Source organism: Ruegeria sp. YTSC004, assembly GCF_059609805.1.
Map to the genome: position 1 here is coordinate 168,916 of NZ_JBXWMJ010000003.1, position 14,772 is coordinate 183,687.

Annotated in this window: 20 protein-coding genes and 1 riboswitch; of the genes, 10 read left to right on the forward strand and 10 right to left on the reverse strand. The window is 57.6% G+C overall.

All coding sequences use genetic code 11. The features are described from left to right. Positions 1 to 7 precede the first annotated feature (7 nt). A complete protein-coding gene (locus AC2FFP_RS07770; protein WP_496765780.1) occupies positions 8 to 709 on the reverse strand; it encodes a response regulator in 702 nt (233 codons plus the stop codon). Next, the gene (locus AC2FFP_RS07775) at positions 706 to 1,218 is read right to left on the reverse strand and encodes a MarR family winged helix-turn-helix transcriptional regulator (protein WP_058272723.1); all 513 of its coding nucleotides are present in this window, start codon (positions 1,216 to 1,218) and stop codon (positions 706 to 708) included. Before AC2FFP_RS07775 ends, AC2FFP_RS07770 begins: the two co-directional genes overlap by 4 nt. A gap of 158 nt (positions 1,219 to 1,376) precedes the next feature. Between AC2FFP_RS07775 and AC2FFP_RS07780 the strand changes: the two genes are divergently transcribed. From AC2FFP_RS07780 to AC2FFP_RS07795, 4 genes are all read left to right on the forward strand, one after another. Continuing rightward, complete coding sequence (locus tag AC2FFP_RS07780; protein WP_496765778.1) at positions 1,377 to 2,243, forward strand: branched-chain amino acid aminotransferase; 867 nt, start codon at positions 1,377 to 1,379, stop codon at positions 2,241 to 2,243. Between the two features lie 128 nt (positions 2,244 to 2,371). Beyond that, positions 2,372 to 3,322 (forward strand): AraC family transcriptional regulator, encoded by a 951-nt coding sequence (locus tag AC2FFP_RS07785; protein ID WP_496765775.1) that lies wholly within the window; start codon positions 2,372 to 2,374, stop codon positions 3,320 to 3,322. Between the two features lie 109 nt (positions 3,323 to 3,431). Beyond that, complete coding sequence (locus AC2FFP_RS07790; protein WP_496880877.1) at positions 3,432 to 3,797, forward strand: SPW repeat domain-containing protein; 366 nt, start codon at positions 3,432 to 3,434, stop codon at positions 3,795 to 3,797. A gap of 373 nt (positions 3,798 to 4,170) precedes the next feature. After that, positions 4,171 to 4,368, forward strand: a complete 198-nt coding sequence (locus tag AC2FFP_RS07795) for a hypothetical protein (protein WP_145975814.1) — start codon at positions 4,171 to 4,173, stop codon at positions 4,366 to 4,368. A 34-nt stretch (positions 4,369 to 4,402) separates the two neighbouring features. Here the strand turns inward: AC2FFP_RS07795 and cobO are convergent, their stop codons facing one another. The 5 genes from cobO to AC2FFP_RS07820 form a co-directional block, all read right to left on the reverse strand. Next, complete coding sequence (gene cobO, locus AC2FFP_RS07800) at positions 4,403 to 5,002, reverse strand: cob(I)yrinic acid a,c-diamide adenosyltransferase (protein WP_496735152.1); 600 nt, start codon at positions 5,000 to 5,002, stop codon at positions 4,403 to 4,405. A 57-nt stretch (positions 5,003 to 5,059) separates the two neighbouring features. Continuing rightward, complete coding sequence (locus tag AC2FFP_RS07805; protein WP_496735150.1) at positions 5,060 to 5,995, reverse strand: DMT family transporter; 936 nt, start codon at positions 5,993 to 5,995, stop codon at positions 5,060 to 5,062. A 44-nt stretch (positions 5,996 to 6,039) separates the two neighbouring features. Further along, entirely contained in the window at positions 6,040 to 6,702 is a 663-nt protein-coding gene (locus AC2FFP_RS07810; RefSeq protein ID WP_496726173.1) for an HD domain-containing protein, read from the reverse strand. Next, positions 6,686 to 7,786 (reverse strand): chorismate synthase, encoded by a 1,101-nt coding sequence (gene aroC, locus AC2FFP_RS07815; RefSeq protein ID WP_496726172.1) that lies wholly within the window; start codon positions 7,784 to 7,786, stop codon positions 6,686 to 6,688. The genes AC2FFP_RS07810 and aroC overlap by 17 nt, the downstream gene beginning before the upstream one ends. 94 nt (positions 7,787 to 7,880) lie before the next feature. Then, positions 7,881 to 8,321, reverse strand: a complete 441-nt coding sequence (locus AC2FFP_RS07820; RefSeq protein WP_496726171.1) for a 6,7-dimethyl-8-ribityllumazine synthase — start codon at positions 8,319 to 8,321, stop codon at positions 7,881 to 7,883. Between the two features lie 72 nt (positions 8,322 to 8,393). Then, positions 8,394 to 8,541, reverse strand: a riboswitch (FMN riboswitch). 53 nt (positions 8,542 to 8,594) lie between these two features. Between AC2FFP_RS07820 and AC2FFP_RS07825 the strand changes: the two genes are divergently transcribed. Together AC2FFP_RS07825 and AC2FFP_RS07830 are read left to right on the forward strand one after the other, a co-directional pair. Then, positions 8,595 to 9,206, forward strand: coding sequence for an FMN-binding negative transcriptional regulator (locus AC2FFP_RS07825; protein WP_496765768.1), 612 nt, complete (start codon positions 8,595 to 8,597; stop codon positions 9,204 to 9,206). Between the two features lie 74 nt (positions 9,207 to 9,280). Beyond that, a complete protein-coding gene (locus AC2FFP_RS07830) occupies positions 9,281 to 9,889 on the forward strand; it encodes a glutathione S-transferase (RefSeq protein WP_496765766.1) in 609 nt (202 codons plus the stop codon). 52 nt (positions 9,890 to 9,941) lie between these two features. Here AC2FFP_RS07830 and AC2FFP_RS07835 read toward each other — a convergent pair whose 3' ends face one another. The 3 genes from AC2FFP_RS07835 to AC2FFP_RS07845 all read right to left on the reverse strand — a co-directional run bounded on the left by AC2FFP_RS07835 (position 9,942) and on the right by AC2FFP_RS07845 (position 11,650). Further along, complete coding sequence (locus tag AC2FFP_RS07835) at positions 9,942 to 10,385, reverse strand: c-type cytochrome (protein WP_496765761.1); 444 nt, start codon at positions 10,383 to 10,385, stop codon at positions 9,942 to 9,944. A gap of 186 nt (positions 10,386 to 10,571) precedes the next feature. Further along, on the reverse strand, positions 10,572 to 11,105 hold the full coding sequence (locus AC2FFP_RS07840; RefSeq protein WP_496765758.1) for a GNAT family N-acetyltransferase: 534 nt from the start codon (positions 11,103 to 11,105) through the stop codon (positions 10,572 to 10,574). Further along, entirely contained in the window at positions 11,102 to 11,650 is a 549-nt protein-coding gene (locus AC2FFP_RS07845) for a helix-turn-helix domain-containing protein (RefSeq protein WP_109313713.1), read from the reverse strand. Before AC2FFP_RS07845 ends, AC2FFP_RS07840 begins: the two co-directional genes overlap by 4 nt. On the opposite strand from AC2FFP_RS07845, the gene AC2FFP_RS07850 reads away from it, so the two are divergent. From AC2FFP_RS07850 to AC2FFP_RS07865, 4 genes are all read left to right on the forward strand, one after another. Further along, positions 11,649 to 11,897, forward strand: coding sequence for a hypothetical protein (locus tag AC2FFP_RS07850; RefSeq protein ID WP_496844899.1), 249 nt, complete (start codon positions 11,649 to 11,651; stop codon positions 11,895 to 11,897). The two genes, AC2FFP_RS07845 and AC2FFP_RS07850, sit on opposite strands and share 2 nt — an antisense overlap. 116 nt (positions 11,898 to 12,013) lie before the next feature. After that, positions 12,014 to 12,598, forward strand: coding sequence for a ubiquinol-cytochrome c reductase iron-sulfur subunit (gene petA / locus AC2FFP_RS07855; RefSeq protein ID WP_058272711.1), 585 nt, complete (start codon positions 12,014 to 12,016; stop codon positions 12,596 to 12,598). 15 nt (positions 12,599 to 12,613) lie between these two features. Continuing rightward, positions 12,614 to 13,945: a cytochrome b gene (gene petB, locus AC2FFP_RS07860; protein ID WP_108860628.1), complete on the forward strand. Its 1,332-nt coding sequence runs from the start codon at positions 12,614 to 12,616 to the stop codon at positions 13,943 to 13,945. 17 nt (positions 13,946 to 13,962) lie between these two features. Beyond that, on the forward strand, positions 13,963 to 14,748 hold the full coding sequence (locus tag AC2FFP_RS07865; protein WP_496844900.1) for a cytochrome c1: 786 nt from the start codon (positions 13,963 to 13,965) through the stop codon (positions 14,746 to 14,748). Positions 14,749 to 14,772 lie beyond the last annotated feature (24 nt).

The window sequence follows — 14,772 nt, forward strand, 5'->3', positions numbered from 1 at the left end:
GGCTGAATCAATCAGGTGCCAGCATATATCCGGCGCCGCGGACGGTCTGCAGGTAACGCGGCTGCTTGGGGTCTTGTTCGATCTTGCGGCGCAGACGGGTGATCTGAACGTCCACCGCGCGTTCCTGCGCCTGACCCTTGTCGCGGCCCAGATCTTCGACCAGTTTGGTTCGGCTGATCGGCTCTCCGGGCTGGGCCGAAAAAATCTTCATCAACTGGCTTTCGGTCGCCGTCAGGCGCACCGGGTCTTCACCCTGCCACATCTCGCCACGCTCGATATCGTACCGGACCGGACCAAGATGCAGTATCTTCGCCGTCGCGTCCTGCGCAGGTGTTTCCGGCATCCGCCGCAGGATCGCATTGATCCGCAACAACAGCTCTTTTGGCTCGAACGGTTTGGCTAAGTAGTCATCCGCACCGGCCTCAAGCCCGGCAATGCGATGTTCGGTTTCGCCGCGCGCGGTCAACAGCAGGATAGGAGTGGTATGGGTTTCGCGCAGCGCCTTGGTCAGGCTGACCCCATCCTCGCCGGGCATCATCACGTCCAGCACGATCATGTCGAAATCCAACCCCGAAAGCACCCGCCGTGCATGTGCTGCATCCCTTGCAGCCGTGACCAGAAATCCGTTCCGCATCAGAAACTTCTTCAACAGATCGCGAATGCGCTCGTCATCGTCGACGATCAGCAGATGGGCATCCATTTCGTTCATGAGGTGGTATCCCGCAGTTTCGTATAGGCATGACGCATATCAGCATCCATCATTGCTTCAAGCACTTTACGAAACCCCGACACAGCCTCGGGTCCCGCCTTTTTGTACGCCGCACGCATTCGAACGCGCTGGGCCTCAGACAGTTTGGCCTCTAGCGCCTTGCCCTGTTCTGTCAGAAATAGGTGTCTTTCGCGTTTGTCCACTGATCCGACCCGGCTTTCGACCAGACCGTCGTCGATCAACGTCCGCAAAACCCTGTTCAGAGACTGTTTTGTTACGCCCAGAATGGCCAGAAGGTTGTTGACAGTCGTACCCGGGGCGCGGTTGATGAAGTGGATTGCCCGGTGGTGCGCCCGTCCATAGGCCATTTCGGTCAGTATGCGATCAGGATCTGCGGTAAAGCCGCGATAGGCGAAAAACATCGCCTCGATCCCCTGCCGCAACTGTTCGTCGGTCAAAAACAAAAGGCTCTCGCCACCAAAGGCTGGGGCGGGGCGGGTATCCGACATAGTATGCCTCATTCGTTACTCGTTCCGAGTTTATGTCAGCGTTATTGACATTCCAAGAGTGGACAGGTATCGAATCGCAGTTTTTGCGTAACTTTATGTCCGAAACGGACTTAATCAGCGCAATAATCGGAAATTTTTCCCAGGTCAGGAGGTTTCGCATGGCGGGGTATGATGATCGTGACGGTGTCATCTGGTTGGATGGCAAACTGGTGCCCTGGCGCGAAGCCAATGTGCACATCCTGACCCATGCGATGCACTATGCGTCTTCGGTGTTCGAAGGTGAACGTGCTTATAACGGCAAGATTTTCAAAAGTCGCGAACATTCTGAGCGTTTGATTGCCTCGGCCGAAGCGCTGGACATGCCTATGCCCTATTCGGTGGATGACATCGAGGCCGCCAAGGAAGAAGCGCTGAAAGCCAGCGGTCTGCAGGACGCCTATGTCCGCGCGCTGGTCTGGCGTGGCTCGGGGGAAGACATGGGTGTGGCATCAGCCAAGAACCCGGTCCGGATGGCCGTCGCCGTGTGGCCTTGGGGTGCCTATTATGGTGACGCCAAGATGCAGGGTGCCAAGCTGGATATCGCGGAATGGAAACGCCCCAGCCCGGAAACTATTCCGGTGCACGCCAAGGCGGCGGGTCTGTACATGATCTGCACCATCTCGAAGCATAAGGCCGAGGCCAAGGGCTGCTCGGACGCGCTGTTCATGGATTGGCGCGGTTACGTGGCCGAGGCGACCGGTGCGAATGTGTTCTTCGTAAAAGATGGTGAGGTACATACACCTCTGGCTGATTGCTTCCTGAATGGGATCACCCGTCAGACCGTCATTCAGATGCTGAAAAACAAAGGTATCACCGTCCACGAGCGCCGCATCAAGCCCGAGGAAATGGCGGATTTCGAACAGTGCTGGCTGACCGGCACCGCAGCTGAGGTGACCCCGGTGGGCCAGATCGGCGATTATACGTTTGAGGTCGGAGACCTGACCCGCGAGATCGCCGCCGATTATGAGGCGCTTGTGCGCGCCTGATAACTCTCAGATGCATTGAAAGAAGCCCTCGCGCTTTCGCGGGGGCTTTTTCATTGCCGCACGTTCAAGAATCTTTGCAGATCGTTCACATAGCTGGACGAACGCGCGGCCGCGTCTATCTTAATCCAATGTTGGATCTGCTTAGCGATATTCTCACCCGCCTGTCCTTGAAGGGCACATTCTACTTTCGAACCTCTTTCACGCCGCCCTTTGGTATACAGGTGCCGGCCTATCAAAATGTGGCCAGATTTCACTTTGTACAACGCGGAGAGTTGAAAGTTTTTGTCTCTAACACAGGGCAAACCCTGCGATTGAAGCAAGGCGATCTGATCCTGATCCCGCACGGATCTGCCCACGCGCTGCTGTGCAGTGAGGTCCAGCCAATGGATGCCCTGCCGCTTGAACACGTATTGGAAGAGGCCGGGTACAAAGGCGACGGGGTTCTGATTTATGGCGGCGAAGACAAAAGCCGCGATACGCAATTGATCTGCGGTCATTTCTCTTTCACCGGACCGCCGGGGCGACAGGGAACAGGGCATATGCTGATTGATCGGCTTCCCCCATACATCCTGATCGAAAACTATGGCGAGGAAGCCGGGGCCTGGATCGAAGCCACCCTGCGTATGATCGGGTCCGAGATCAACGGCGCGCGGATCGGTGGTGACCTCATAGCGTTGAAACTGTCCGAGGTCCTGTTTGCGCAGGCCATTCGGGCCCATCTTGAACATCAAAGCCCCAGCGAAACCGCGCTTGCCGGGTTCGCCGATTCCCGCATTTCGCGTGCATTGACTGCGTTTCACCATTCGCCCGCGCAAGAGTGGAGCGTCGAGTCTTTGGCACGTGAGGCCGGAATGTCTCGCACTGCGTTCGCACAGCTATTCGCAGACAAGATGGGGACAACGCCCATGCAGTATCTGACCGATTGGCGCATGCAGATTGCGTGTCACGGATTGACTGAGGCCCGCTGGAACGTGGCCGATGCCGCGGCCGAGGTGGGCTATGCCTCGGAAGCCGCCTTTTCGCGGGTGTTCAAAAAGCAGGTTGGCGTATCGCCAGCCGCCTATCGATCAATGCACTGATCGAATTGAAACTCTGGACGATCTGCAACGTTTCACGAACGATCCAGAATTAAACGTTCGGAGTTTCTTTCCTAGTTTGAGGTCATCCCATATCAGGAAAGGAACTCTCATGTCTCTCCGCTTTGTCACCCGCAATATTCACGCCTATCTGGACTACCCTGTTGCCTTTGCGCTGATGGGGCTGCCCTTTTTGCTTGGACTGGGGCAATCCAACCCGATGGCGTTGTGGCTGTCGGTGATCACCGGCGTCGCGGCGTTTGTCCTGACGGTGTTGACGGATCACCATTTGGGGATCTGGCGCGTTCTTCCCTACAACTTTCACTTGGCGGTCGATCTTCTGGTCGGCGTCGTTTTCCTGGCCGCGCCCAGCCTATTTGGGTTTTCGGGATTGGATGCGATCTTTTACTGGCTGAACGGGGCTGCGGTGGTCGCCGTCATCTCGCTTAGCGCGCCAGAGCAGGGTGTTACGGCCTGAACCTGACTCACCTTGGGTTCACCGCAACAACGTGAATTTCCAAAATCCCAGAGCCGCTTGTCTCATCGACAGGCGGCTCTCTGGTCTGATTATCGCGGCATGCGCCAGAATATGTGGCCCTAAAAAGGGAGATTTCAGAAAATTGGTTCTCTCTAAACGCCTGAAATAAATTCGTTCACCGTCGATCAACTGTGGGGTTATCCAGGAAGTGCTATTTTGATCTTGCAAATTCCGACAAAAATAATCAGATAAAGATCAAGGCCAGATGTGTTAGCATCCAGCACGGGGTTTCGAGGCGGTCTGCGGGCTTAGCGTATAGCCTGGTGAGAGCGCGCCACCGCCTCGGAAACGACACGCGCAACAGGAAGTGACGATGGGTGACCCACTTGACGAAATCATGGCACGGCACGAAGCGGCCACCGCTTGCGGATGTTGCTGTGACGACGACTATTGCGCCTATGTCGACAAACCCAAGGCGGCCCAGGGTGACAGGGCTGAACAACCGCTGCCGGACAGCGCCGCGTGTCGACGCGGATCGGTCAGGTTTCTCAACGAAAACCCGCCAGCTTAACAGCCCCTGAGGGGGGCTGTTTAGATTCTGATCCTCAGAAATCCACGCCGCGCTGGGCTTTGATTCCGGCTTGAAACGGATGCTTTTCCTCGGTCATCTCGGTGACCAGATCGGCATAGTCCCGCAACGCCTGCGGTGCGTCCCGACCCGTCAGGAACACGCTGGTCTTGTCAGACCGTTCTTTCAGCCCATCGATCACCTGTTCAACCGACAGGTATTCGTACCGAAGCGCGATGTTGATCTCGTCCAAAACGACTAGATCGTAGTCACCGCTGGACATGAGGGCGCGTGCCTTGTCAAAGGCGGCGTTTGCGGCAGCAATGTCGCGTTCGCGGTCCTGGGTATCCCAGGTGAAACCCTCGCCCATTGTGTGCCAGGTCACCAGATCGCGTTCTTCGAAAAAGCGACGTTCGCCGGTTTTCCACTTGCCTTTGATGAATTGAACAACGCCGACCTTCTGACCCCAACCCAGCGCGCGGATCACGACCCCGAACGCGGCCGAAGACTTTCCTTTACCCTTGCCAGTGTTGATCAGCACCAGCCCGCGGTCCGGATCAACGGCCTCGGACACTTTCTTGCGGTGCTGGGCCTGCACCTTCTGCATCTTTTCCTTGTGGTCTTCTGCGTCGCTCATGGGAAACCCTCATCTTCTGTTGGGCACACCCTAGGGGAAGTTCTGCAAAGGTAAAGGTCAGGCTTTGGGATCGGTGACGGCGCGAGCCTTTCCGCGCTCCAAGCCCAGTTGATGTTCGCGCCAGATCACCACGACGTTACCGACAATCACCAGCGCCGCTCCGGCCAGCATGACCAGCGTTGGCAGTTCACTGAACCAGACATAACCGATGACGATGGCAAACAGCATGGAGGTGTAGTCGTAGGGCGCCAGCATCGAAGCCTGCCCAAAGCGATAGGATGAAGTCACCAGAATCTGGGCAACACCTCCGATCAGACCAGCCAGAATCAAAAAGCCCGCCTGTTCCCATGTGGGCATGACCCACCCCCAAAGGATGGTCAGCCCGGACAGGATGGTCGCCGTCATCGAGAAATAGAAGACAATGGCCGCAGGATGGTCGACCTGCACCAATTGCCGGATGTGGATCTGCACAAAGGCCCGGGCAACCGTTGCGCCCAGAATGCACAATGCGCCGAAGGTGGCCGCTGCTTCCATGTTGTTGCCACCCAGTCTGGGCCAGATCATGATCAGGACACCTAAAAGCCCGATGGACACGGCGGCGATTCTGATCTTTCGGATGCGTTCGCCTAGCATCACCGCGGCAAGGATCAGGGTGAAAATCGGGGTGGCATAGCCAATCGCCGTCGCTTCGGGCAGCGGGATCAAGCCAAGGCCGGTGAAAGTTAGCCCCATCGCGGTGGTCCCCAGCACGCCGCGCCAAAAATGGCCCGAGGGTTTACGGACTTTGAATCCTTGCGCCAACTCTCCGCGCGCCATCAGCCAGATGACAATCACCGGAATGGCAAAAAGGGATCGGAAAAACACCATCTCGCCAGGTGGGAAGTGATCGGACTGCGCTTTGACTATCGCCGCCATGACCGTGAACAGAAACACCGCGCTCGTTTTCAGAGCGACGGCCAGCAAAGGTCGATGCGATGTTAAGGGTTTTGCCATCGGCGCGAACCTGCGCTTTTGGTAGGGAAAGATCAACGTGTTGTTTACAGATTGGACCAATCGGCTGGCAGGGGACTGCCGATCTCTTGGGCGAACTCTTCCAGAAACCGGATCATGCGCGCGATTCTGCGCTGTGCAATTTCTCGACCACCCTCGGTCAACATATCACCAGGCAAGCCCAGCAGTTTGACCTTCCAGTGGTCGATCGAAAAATGCAGGTCGTCCAGTGGACGGTTGGCGGCAAAGGGATCCGCCGGATCATAAAGCGACCGTCCCAACGCGCCGGAAACCGAGAAGTTCCGGGCAACGCCAATCGCCCCCAGCGCATCCAACCTGTCCGCATCGCGCAAGATGCAGGCCTCGGGCGTTTCCGGTGTAATGTTGGCCGAAAAGCTGTGCGCTTCAATCGCGTGTTTGATCGCCTGAATCTGGTCCTCGGAATAGACCAGATTAGCCAGAATAGACTCTGATTCCTCAGCCGATCGGCGCGATGCCAAGTGGCGGTCGGGGTCGTCCTTCGACAGGTTGACCAGATCATGCAGGTACGCCGCAGCCAGCAGCACGGGCATGTCGGTCTGGTCGTTTGCAATGGCCTGCGCGTTCACCCAGACCCGGTCCAAGTGGGCCAGATCATGCGCGGGGTCGGTTTCCATACGCTGCGCAACGACGGCGCGCAGGCGTGTGCGCAGATCAGCCGATCCGTCCACGGTTCTCTCCGATCTGGCCGCGATGCAGCAGCAGGTGGTCCAGGATCACGCAAGCCATCATCGCCTCACCCACGGGCACGGCGCGGATACCGACGCAGGGGTCGTGGCGGCCTTTGGTGATGATCTCGGTTTCTTCGCCGGATTTGGTGATGGTCTTGCGTGTCGTCAGGATCGACGAAGTTGGCTTGACCGCAAAGCGCACGACGATGTCTTGCCCGGTCGAGATACCGCCCAGGATGCCGCCCGAGTGGTTTGAGCTATATTGAGGGCCGTTCTGACCCATGAAGATCTCGTCTGCGTTTGCCTCACCCGTCAGTTCGGCAGCGGCCATACCTTCGCCTATCTCAACGCCTTTCACCGCGTTGATCGACATCATCGCAGCGGCCAAATCAGTGTCTAACTTAGCATATACCGGCGCGCCGATCCCGGCAGGCACGCCGCGTGCCACAACCTCAACAATCGCGCCAACCGAGTTTCCGGACTTGCGCAGATCGTCCAAGTAAGCCGCCCAATCCTTGGCCGCTTGGGCATCCGGGGTCCAGAACGGGTTCTGTTCGATCTGCGACCAGTCGAAATTGCCTCGGTCAATCTTGTGTGGGCCGATCTGCGTCATGTAGCCGGTAATCTGCACGTTTGGTGCGATCTGCTTGATGGCTTCTCGCGCCAGCCCGCCCGCTGCCACACGCGATGCGGTTTCCCGGGCCGAGCTGCGCCCGCCGCCGCGATAATCGCGGATGCCGTACTTCTGCCAGTAGGTGATATCGGCGTGCCCGGGACGGAACTTGTCCATGATATCGCCGTAGTCTTTCGAGCGCTGATCCGTGTTCTCGATCATCAGCTGCACCGGAGTACCCGTGGTTTGCCCTTCGAACACGCCCGACAGGATTTTGACCTGATCTGGCTCGCGCCGCTGGGTGGTGAACTTATTCTGACCCGGTTTGCGCTTGTCCAGCCATTGCTGAATCATCGCCTCGTCGATTGTGACACCCGGAGGGCAGCCATCGACGGTCGCACCCAACGCGGGCCCGTGGCTTTCACCCCAGGTGGTGACGCGGAAAAGGTGGCCAAAACTGTTCATTGACATGGGGCATGCTCCTTTGCGCGTCGTGATTAGCTGGCAAGGCCATTGGCCTCAAGCGGATTTGCGGTTGGGGCGTGTTTGCCCCAACCTGTCGTGCTTATGCTGCCGCGGCCAGTTGGGCACGCGTGGCTGCAATTTTCAGCGCGGCTTGAGCGGCTTCGCGGCCTTTCTCTACAAAATGCGCCCGGTAGATAGCATTGTGGTGATCGGTTTCCTGATACTGGTGCGGCGTCAAGGAAACAGACAGGACCGGTACCCCTGTATCCATGCCAGCACGCATCAACCCATCGACAACGGCCTGAGCCACAAAATCGTGCCGGTAAATACCGCCATCCACGACAAACGCCGCGCAGGCGACCGCGGCGTAGTGACCGGTCTGGGCCAGATCGCGGGCCAGCAGCGGCATTTCGAACGCGCCGGGGACGTCAAAAACGTCAACCTGATCGGCGGGGATGAGTTCCAGAAACCCTTCTAGGGCTTGATCAACGATATCGGAATGCCAGTTGGCTTTTACAAAAGCATAGCGGGTGTGTGTCATCATGATCTCCTTTCGCAACAGACACGTCACCCAAGGCGATCACGGGCAGGCGCAAGCTAGGGCCGACGCGCTGCACGTTCTCTTTCATCCGGACTGTAACCGTCGGCTCTGGCATCTCACCAGATCTGCTGACACCCCGCACACCGGGGCCGCTCGCGGGCTTACGGATCATCGCCCGCATACCGCCGGTGGGGAATTTCACCCCGCCCTGAGAACGGGCGGACCTTGCCAAGGTGCGGCCGGTTCTGCAAGAGATTTCGCAGGAGGACAGCCATGCACCCCAATCCAGCCTTCCGCGCAGAAGAGACTGCGCGCCACATCGCCTTTGCGCGTGACCGCGCGTTTGGGGTTCTTGCGGTGTCGACGGATGAGGCACCGTTGATTAGCCACGTGCCGTTTCTGCTGTCTGAGGATGGCACGCTGGCCGAGCTGCATCTTGTCAGATCGAACTCGATCGTCCGCATGCTGAAAGACCCTAAACCAGCCAGAATCGCTGTCACCGGGCCAGATGGCTACGTATCTCCGGATTGGTACGGGATCGCCGATCAGGTTCCGACATGGAACTATGTCGCTGTGCATCTGATCGGTCAGTTAGAACAGCGGCCGCACGCGGAGTTGCTGGACCTGTTAAATCGCCAGTCCGCCTTTTATGAGGCACGCTTGCTGCCTAAACCGCCTTGGACGACCGGCAAGATGAGCCAAGACGCGTTGGATAAGATGATGCGCATGATCGTGCCGTTTCGGTTTCGCGTTGACGACATTCAAGGCACCTGGAAGCTAAACCAGAACAAGCCCGATGCAGCCCGCCTGAGCGCGTCAGAACATATCGCAAACGACGGGATCGGGTCCGAGCTTGATGCTCTGCAAAAGTTGATGAGAGGGTGAGGTTGGCGCACCAATTGACGGGTTTTGTTTTGCATTGGGTGATGTAGAGTTCCGGCAATTCAGGGAGATCTCTTATGAAACTCTATTTTAGTCCCACTTCGCCCTATGTCCGTAAGGTTATGGTTTTGTTGCATGAAACAGACCAGTTGCAGGATGTCGAACTGCTGAACGTTGCAACAACGCCAATTTCCCCGGCCGAGCCGCTATTGGCCAAGGCTCCGCTGACAAAAGTGCCCGCATTAGAGCGCCCAGATGGACCGACCCTGTTCGACAGCCGTGTTATCTGTGCGTTTCTGGACGCGCGCGGGCAGGCCGGTCTTTATCAGGACGGTGCCCGGCATTGGGATGTGCTGACGCTTGAGGCGCTGGCGGATGGTATTCTGGATGCGGCGTTGCTGATCACCTATGAGGCTCGGATGCGGCCCGAAGACAAGCAATGGGAGGGCTGGGCCGATGCGCAATGGGACAAGATAGAACGCGCTTGCGCCGCGTTGAACCAGCGGTGGATGGCGCATCTGTCCGGACCGTTGGATATGGGGCAGGTCGCGGTGGCCTGCGCGCTGGGCTACGTCGATTTCCGTCACGATGCGCGCGGGTGGCGCAGGGGAAATGATGCGCTGGCCGCATGGTACGAGAAGTTTGTCGAACGCCCCAGCATGGCCGCAACGCAACCGCCGGCCTGATCGGGGATCAATGCGCTGGTCGCTCTGATGGCAGAACGACCAGCGACAGACATCACTCGTTGAATGTCGCCAGATAGGCCGCGATGTCATCGGCGCCCTTTTTCAGTTTGACGCTCATGTTTGGGCGCGCGGTTTCGTCATCCAGATATTCCTGGATAAATGCGATCGGGTTTTTGGAATACGTGGCGATATTCTCTTGTGTCCAGACCAGCCCTTTCTGACCGGCGCGGATCATGTCGTCGGTGAACATTCCGATGGGCAAACGTTCGCTTCCGTTCAGGTAATCTGACTCGGTTCCTGCGACGCGACCGACGACGCCGTAAAGATTCGGGCCAGTGATGCCGCCTTTGACCAGAACTTGGCCATCTTTGATGATTGCGTGGCAAGAAGAGCAGCGATTGTAGAGTTTTTCGCCTTTCGCCGGATCACCGGCCGCTATCGCCTGAAAGGGCACGGTCAGTGCGAGGATTAGGGTTGGTGCAAAGAGCTTTGACATGAGAGACGTCCTGCAGAGATTGGGATTTCCCGCATTTCGATCATTTGCGTTCAAAGTTCAATCGAAATCAAACGCGGCTAAGCCTTTGTAAAATATCTATTTTTAACTCAGATTTTCTACATCGATATGCCCTGTTGAAAAGGCGCGTCTTGCTACGTCGGGCGTCACCGTAAATTCGAGCTTAAGTCAAAGGTATCGGTACATATAGGTCGTCGCGTGACGGGACTTTCCGTCCGGGTCGAATGCGAAATCGGGGATGACACCTGCCGGTTGAAACCCGACAGACCTGTAAAGGGATTCCGAGACGTCTCCGGTGCGCGTGTCGAGTGTGATGAGTGTCTTCCCGGCTTCTTGTGCAGATTTCAGGGCCTCTTGCATCAGGGCCTTGCCCAAACCGCGACGCCTGGCATCAGGGTGAACGATCATCTTCGAGATTTCTGCCCGGTGGGGCTGATTTGGGGGCATGGCAAGCAACAGCTGGACCGTACCGATCATGCGACGCTGATAATATGCGCCAAACAAGTGCCGCTCGCCTGTTTCGATGGCGGGTTTGACGTCATCCGTCCAGAACCGCGCGGCGCTGTCATGGTCGAGCGGCATCATGAAGCTGATCGCGGCACCATCGGCAACGCTGTCAACAAGCGTGCGGCACAGGTCTGTCAGATTGTGGTCGATATCCGTCGGGGTAAGGCGGAAGACGTTGGGTGTCTGAACGGTCATGACAATGCGATCACGTAAGTGCAGGGACTATGGGTCGTTTCAAATACGGTTTCGCCAAATAAAATATACCGCAGGCAATCCCCTTGTCGAAGGTCATAAGCTTTCCTCTCGACCGTGATTTCGATCTGCCCGGACAAGACATACAGGTGATGCTCTTGCCCCGGAACTGCGGGTGCATCATAGGCGATGCGCTGCCGCGCGGTCAGGGTTCCTTCGATCAATTCAACCGAAAGGTGCCCACTGGGGGGCGAAACGCTGCGACGTTGAAACGCGCGCCCACGATCCGTCCAGAACGGCTGGTCGTGCCGCCGGACGATCGGTTGGAAACTTTGCTCCAACGGGGTAAGTAGCTGAGAGATCGGTACTGCATAAACCGTTGCCAGACGGCCTAGCGTCTCGGCGGTCGGGCTGACTTCGTTTTTCTCGATCCGTGACAGGGTGGCGCGACTTAGACCGGTTCTTCCAGCCAAAGTATCGAGGGTCATGCCGTGCTGCTCTCGCAATCCACGCAAATGCGTGGCCAGTTTGTCAGAGGTGGCTTCCATGGAACTTCTCATATACGGAAATATTCCCGAATATGACGAAAAGTTCAAGATGGGCGGATCGGCATTCTGTAAAACCTTTTGGGGCTGGGTCGGTTCTGCACCGTTCTATCCCGCCGGAGCGAATCGAATCACATTTGGAAAAGCCGGGGGACCGGAGTGTTTTTGCCAAAAAACAGGTCCGTATCTTGAAACTTTCGCCTCTCGTTGTGACATGAATGCCCTGTTGTGGTGCACTGCGCGCCTATGACCGCTGGACGAACCGAATTCTCCCGGATAGATAGCCGCGATGAGACGCCGCTTTGATGCGGTGCTGATGCATGTTTGCTCGGGTCACCCCCGGGCGCCGGAATCGGAGAAAACCTCGTGTCCCACGCAGAAGACCACGAAGGCACCCGCAGAGATTTCCTCTACTACGTCGCAGGCGGCGCAGGTGTCGTCGCGACGGGTGCAGCCGTATGGCCCCTGATCAATCAAATGAACCCATCGGCAGACGTTCAGGCGCTGTCCTCGATCCGCGTGGATGTGAGCGGCGTTGAACCCGGTACGCAGTTGACCGTGAAATGGCTGGGTAAACCTGTGTTTGTCCGCCACCGCACCGGTGCCGAAATTCAAGAAGCGCAGGAACAGGACGCCGAAGGCGTTGATGCACTGCCTGATCCGCTGGCCCGCAACTCCAACCTGAACGCGGACGCTCCGGCAACCGACGCCAACCGCGTGATGCCGTCGCCCGAGGGCGAAGCGCCGGGCGCGTGGATCGTTCAGATGGGCGTATGTACGCACCTTGGCTGTGTGCCGCTGGGCGATGCTGGCGACTTTGGCGGCTGGTTCTGCCCCTGCCACGGATCGCACTACGATCTGGCCGGACGTATCCGCAAAGGTCCCGCACCTGAAAACCTGCCCGTTCCGCCCGCTGAGTGGACCGACGCCAGCACCATCAAACTCGGCTAAGGGAGACCCAAACTTATGTCCGGAATTCCCCACGATCATTACGAGCCGAAGACAAACGGCGAGAAATGGCTGAACAGCCGCTTGCCCATCGTCGGCCTGATTTACGACACCATCATGATCCCAACCCCCAAAAACCTGAACTGGTGGTGGATCTGGGGCATCGTCCTGGCGTTCTGCCTGGCGTTGCAAATCGTCACCGGTATCGTTCTGGTGATGCACTACACACCGCATGTCGATCTGGCCTTCGCCAGCATCGAGCACATCATGCGCAACGTGAATGGCGGCTATATGCTGCGCTACATTCACATGAACGGCGCGTCGCTGTTCTTTGTTGCGGTCTACATCCACATCTTCCGTGGCCTGTTCTACGGCTCATACAAAGCCCCGCGTGAGATCACGTGGATCATCGGTATGCTTATCTATCTGATGATGATGGGTACTGCCTTCATGGGCTATGTTCTGCCTTGGGGTCAGATGTCCTTCTGGGGTGCGACCGTGATCACCGGCCTGTTTGGCGCGATCCCGTTTGTGGGTGACGCGATCCAGACCTGGCTGCTGGGCGGACCCGCGGTGGACAATGCCACGCTGAACCGCTTCTTCTCGCTACACTATCTGCTGCCGTTTGTTATCGCGGCTCTGGTCATTGTGCATATCTGGGCCTTCCACACCACCGGCAACAACAACCCCACGGGTGTTGAAGTTCGCCGCACGTCGAAAGCCGATGCCGAGAAAGACACCCTGCCATTCTGGCCGTACTTCGTGATCAAGGACCTGTTCGCTCTGGCCGTGATCCTGGTCGTGTTCTGGGCCATCGTCGGCTACATGCCGAACTATCTGGGCCACCCGGACAACTACATCGAAGCCAACCCGTTGGTAACGCCAGCACACATCGTTCCCGAATGGTACTTCCTGCCATTCTACGCGATCTTGCGCGCCTTTACCGGTGAAGTCTGGGTTGTACAATTTGCCAGTTTCATCACCGGTGGCATCGTTGACGCTAAGTTCTTTGGTGTGATTGCGATGTTCGGTGCGATCCTGGCAATGGCGCTGGCGCCCTGGCTGGACACGTCGACCGTGCGTTCGGGCAAATACCGCCCGATGTTCAAATGGTGGTTCTACCTGCTGATCATCGACTTCTTTGCCCTGATGTGGCTGGGTGCGATGCCCGCGGAAGAGCCCTATGCGACCTTCTCGCTGATCGCGTCCGCCTACTGGTTCGCCTATTTCTTCGTGATCCTGCCGATCCTGGGTGTCATCGAAAAACCGCTGCCACAGCCAGAGACCATCGAAGAAGACTTCAACGCGCATTATGGCAAGGCTGACGCTGACGCCACGCCGGCCGAGTAAGAAGAGGGACCGGAAACATGTTCAAGAAACTTGCAATCGGTGCCGCGTTTGCTTTGGCCCTTACCCCTGCTGCGTCCTTCGCAGCAGGTGGGGGCGAGCAGCACATCGAAGACTTCCACTTCTCGTTTGAAGGCCCCTTTGGCACCTGGGATCAAAACCAGCTGCAGCGCGGCCTTCAGATCTATACCGAGGTCTGTGCAGCCTGCCACGGCCTGCGCTATGTGCCTCTGCGTGATCTCGAAGCGCTGGGCTATTCGGAAGAAGAAGTCATCGCCTATTCGGCAGACAACTTCGAAGTGTTCGATCCCGAGCTGGACGATTTCCGTCCGGCCATCCCGACCGACCACTTCCCGGTCAATGACGGTGTTGGCGCACCGGACCTGAGCCTGATGGCCAAGGCCCGCGCCGGATTCCACGGGCCTTATGGTCTGGGCATCAACCAGTTCTTCAAAGGCATGGGTGGCGCGGAATACATCGCCTCGCTGCTGGACGGCTATACCGGTGAAGAAAAAGAAGAAGCAGGCACCATCCTGTATGAGAACAAAGCTTTCCCCGGAGGCTGGATCTCGATGGCGCCCCCGCTGTCCGAAGATCAGGTTGAATTCGCCGACGGCCACCCGGCCACTGTCGAAGCCATGTCCGAAGACATCGCTGCCTTCCTAATGTGGACCGCCGAGCCAAAAATGATGGAGCGCAAGTACTCGGGCTTCGTCGGCGTGCTGTTCCTGTCGCTGTTGTCGGTGCTTCTGTACCTTGTGAACAAGCGCCTGTGGGCAGGTGTCAAAGGCAAGAAACGAGACTGAGTTTCACAGCCCCGCAATGTTTGA

What these genes read in the sequence shown, in the direction of transcription:
- AC2FFP_RS07770 (WP_496765780.1), bottom strand. Translation starts at nt 709, where the DNA reads ATGAACGAAATGGATGCCCATCTGCTGATCGTCGACGATGACGAGCGC.
- AC2FFP_RS07845 (WP_109313713.1), bottom strand. Translation starts at nt 11,650, where the DNA reads ATGGAAGCCACCTCTGACAAACTGGCCACGCATTTGCGTGGATTGCGA.
- AC2FFP_RS07805 (WP_496735150.1), bottom strand. Translation starts at nt 5,995, where the DNA reads ATGGCAAAACCCTTAACATCGCATCGACCTTTGCTGGCCGTCGCTCTG.
- AC2FFP_RS07795 (WP_145975814.1), top strand. Translation starts at nt 4,171, where the DNA reads ATGGGTGACCCACTTGACGAAATCATGGCACGGCACGAAGCGGCCACC.
- AC2FFP_RS07835 (WP_496765761.1), bottom strand. Translation starts at nt 10,385, where the DNA reads ATGTCAAAGCTCTTTGCACCAACCCTAATCCTCGCACTGACCGTGCCC.
- cobO (WP_496735152.1), bottom strand. Translation starts at nt 5,002, where the DNA reads ATGAGCGACGCAGAAGACCACAAGGAAAAGATGCAGAAGGTGCAGGCC.
- AC2FFP_RS07820 (WP_496726171.1), bottom strand. Translation starts at nt 8,321, where the DNA reads ATGACACACACCCGCTATGCTTTTGTAAAAGCCAACTGGCATTCCGAT.
- AC2FFP_RS07840 (WP_496765758.1), bottom strand. Translation starts at nt 11,105, where the DNA reads ATGACCGTTCAGACACCCAACGTCTTCCGCCTTACCCCGACGGATATC.
- AC2FFP_RS07785 (WP_496765775.1), top strand. Translation starts at nt 2,372, where the DNA reads ATGTTGGATCTGCTTAGCGATATTCTCACCCGCCTGTCCTTGAAGGGC.
- petB (WP_108860628.1), top strand. Translation starts at nt 12,614, where the DNA reads ATGTCCGGAATTCCCCACGATCATTACGAGCCGAAGACAAACGGCGAG.
- AC2FFP_RS07825 (WP_496765768.1), top strand. Translation starts at nt 8,595, where the DNA reads ATGCACCCCAATCCAGCCTTCCGCGCAGAAGAGACTGCGCGCCACATC.
- AC2FFP_RS07775 (WP_058272723.1), bottom strand. Translation starts at nt 1,218, where the DNA reads ATGTCGGATACCCGCCCCGCCCCAGCCTTTGGTGGCGAGAGCCTTTTG.
- AC2FFP_RS07865 (WP_496844900.1), top strand. Translation starts at nt 13,963, where the DNA reads ATGTTCAAGAAACTTGCAATCGGTGCCGCGTTTGCTTTGGCCCTTACC.
- AC2FFP_RS07780 (WP_496765778.1), top strand. Translation starts at nt 1,377, where the DNA reads ATGGCGGGGTATGATGATCGTGACGGTGTCATCTGGTTGGATGGCAAA.
- AC2FFP_RS07790 (WP_496880877.1), top strand. Translation starts at nt 3,432, where the DNA reads ATGTCTCTCCGCTTTGTCACCCGCAATATTCACGCCTATCTGGACTAC.
- AC2FFP_RS07830 (WP_496765766.1), top strand. Translation starts at nt 9,281, where the DNA reads ATGAAACTCTATTTTAGTCCCACTTCGCCCTATGTCCGTAAGGTTATG.
- aroC (WP_496726172.1), bottom strand. Translation starts at nt 7,786, where the DNA reads ATGTCAATGAACAGTTTTGGCCACCTTTTCCGCGTCACCACCTGGGGT.
- AC2FFP_RS07850 (WP_496844899.1), top strand. Translation starts at nt 11,649, where the DNA reads ATGGAACTTCTCATATACGGAAATATTCCCGAATATGACGAAAAGTTC.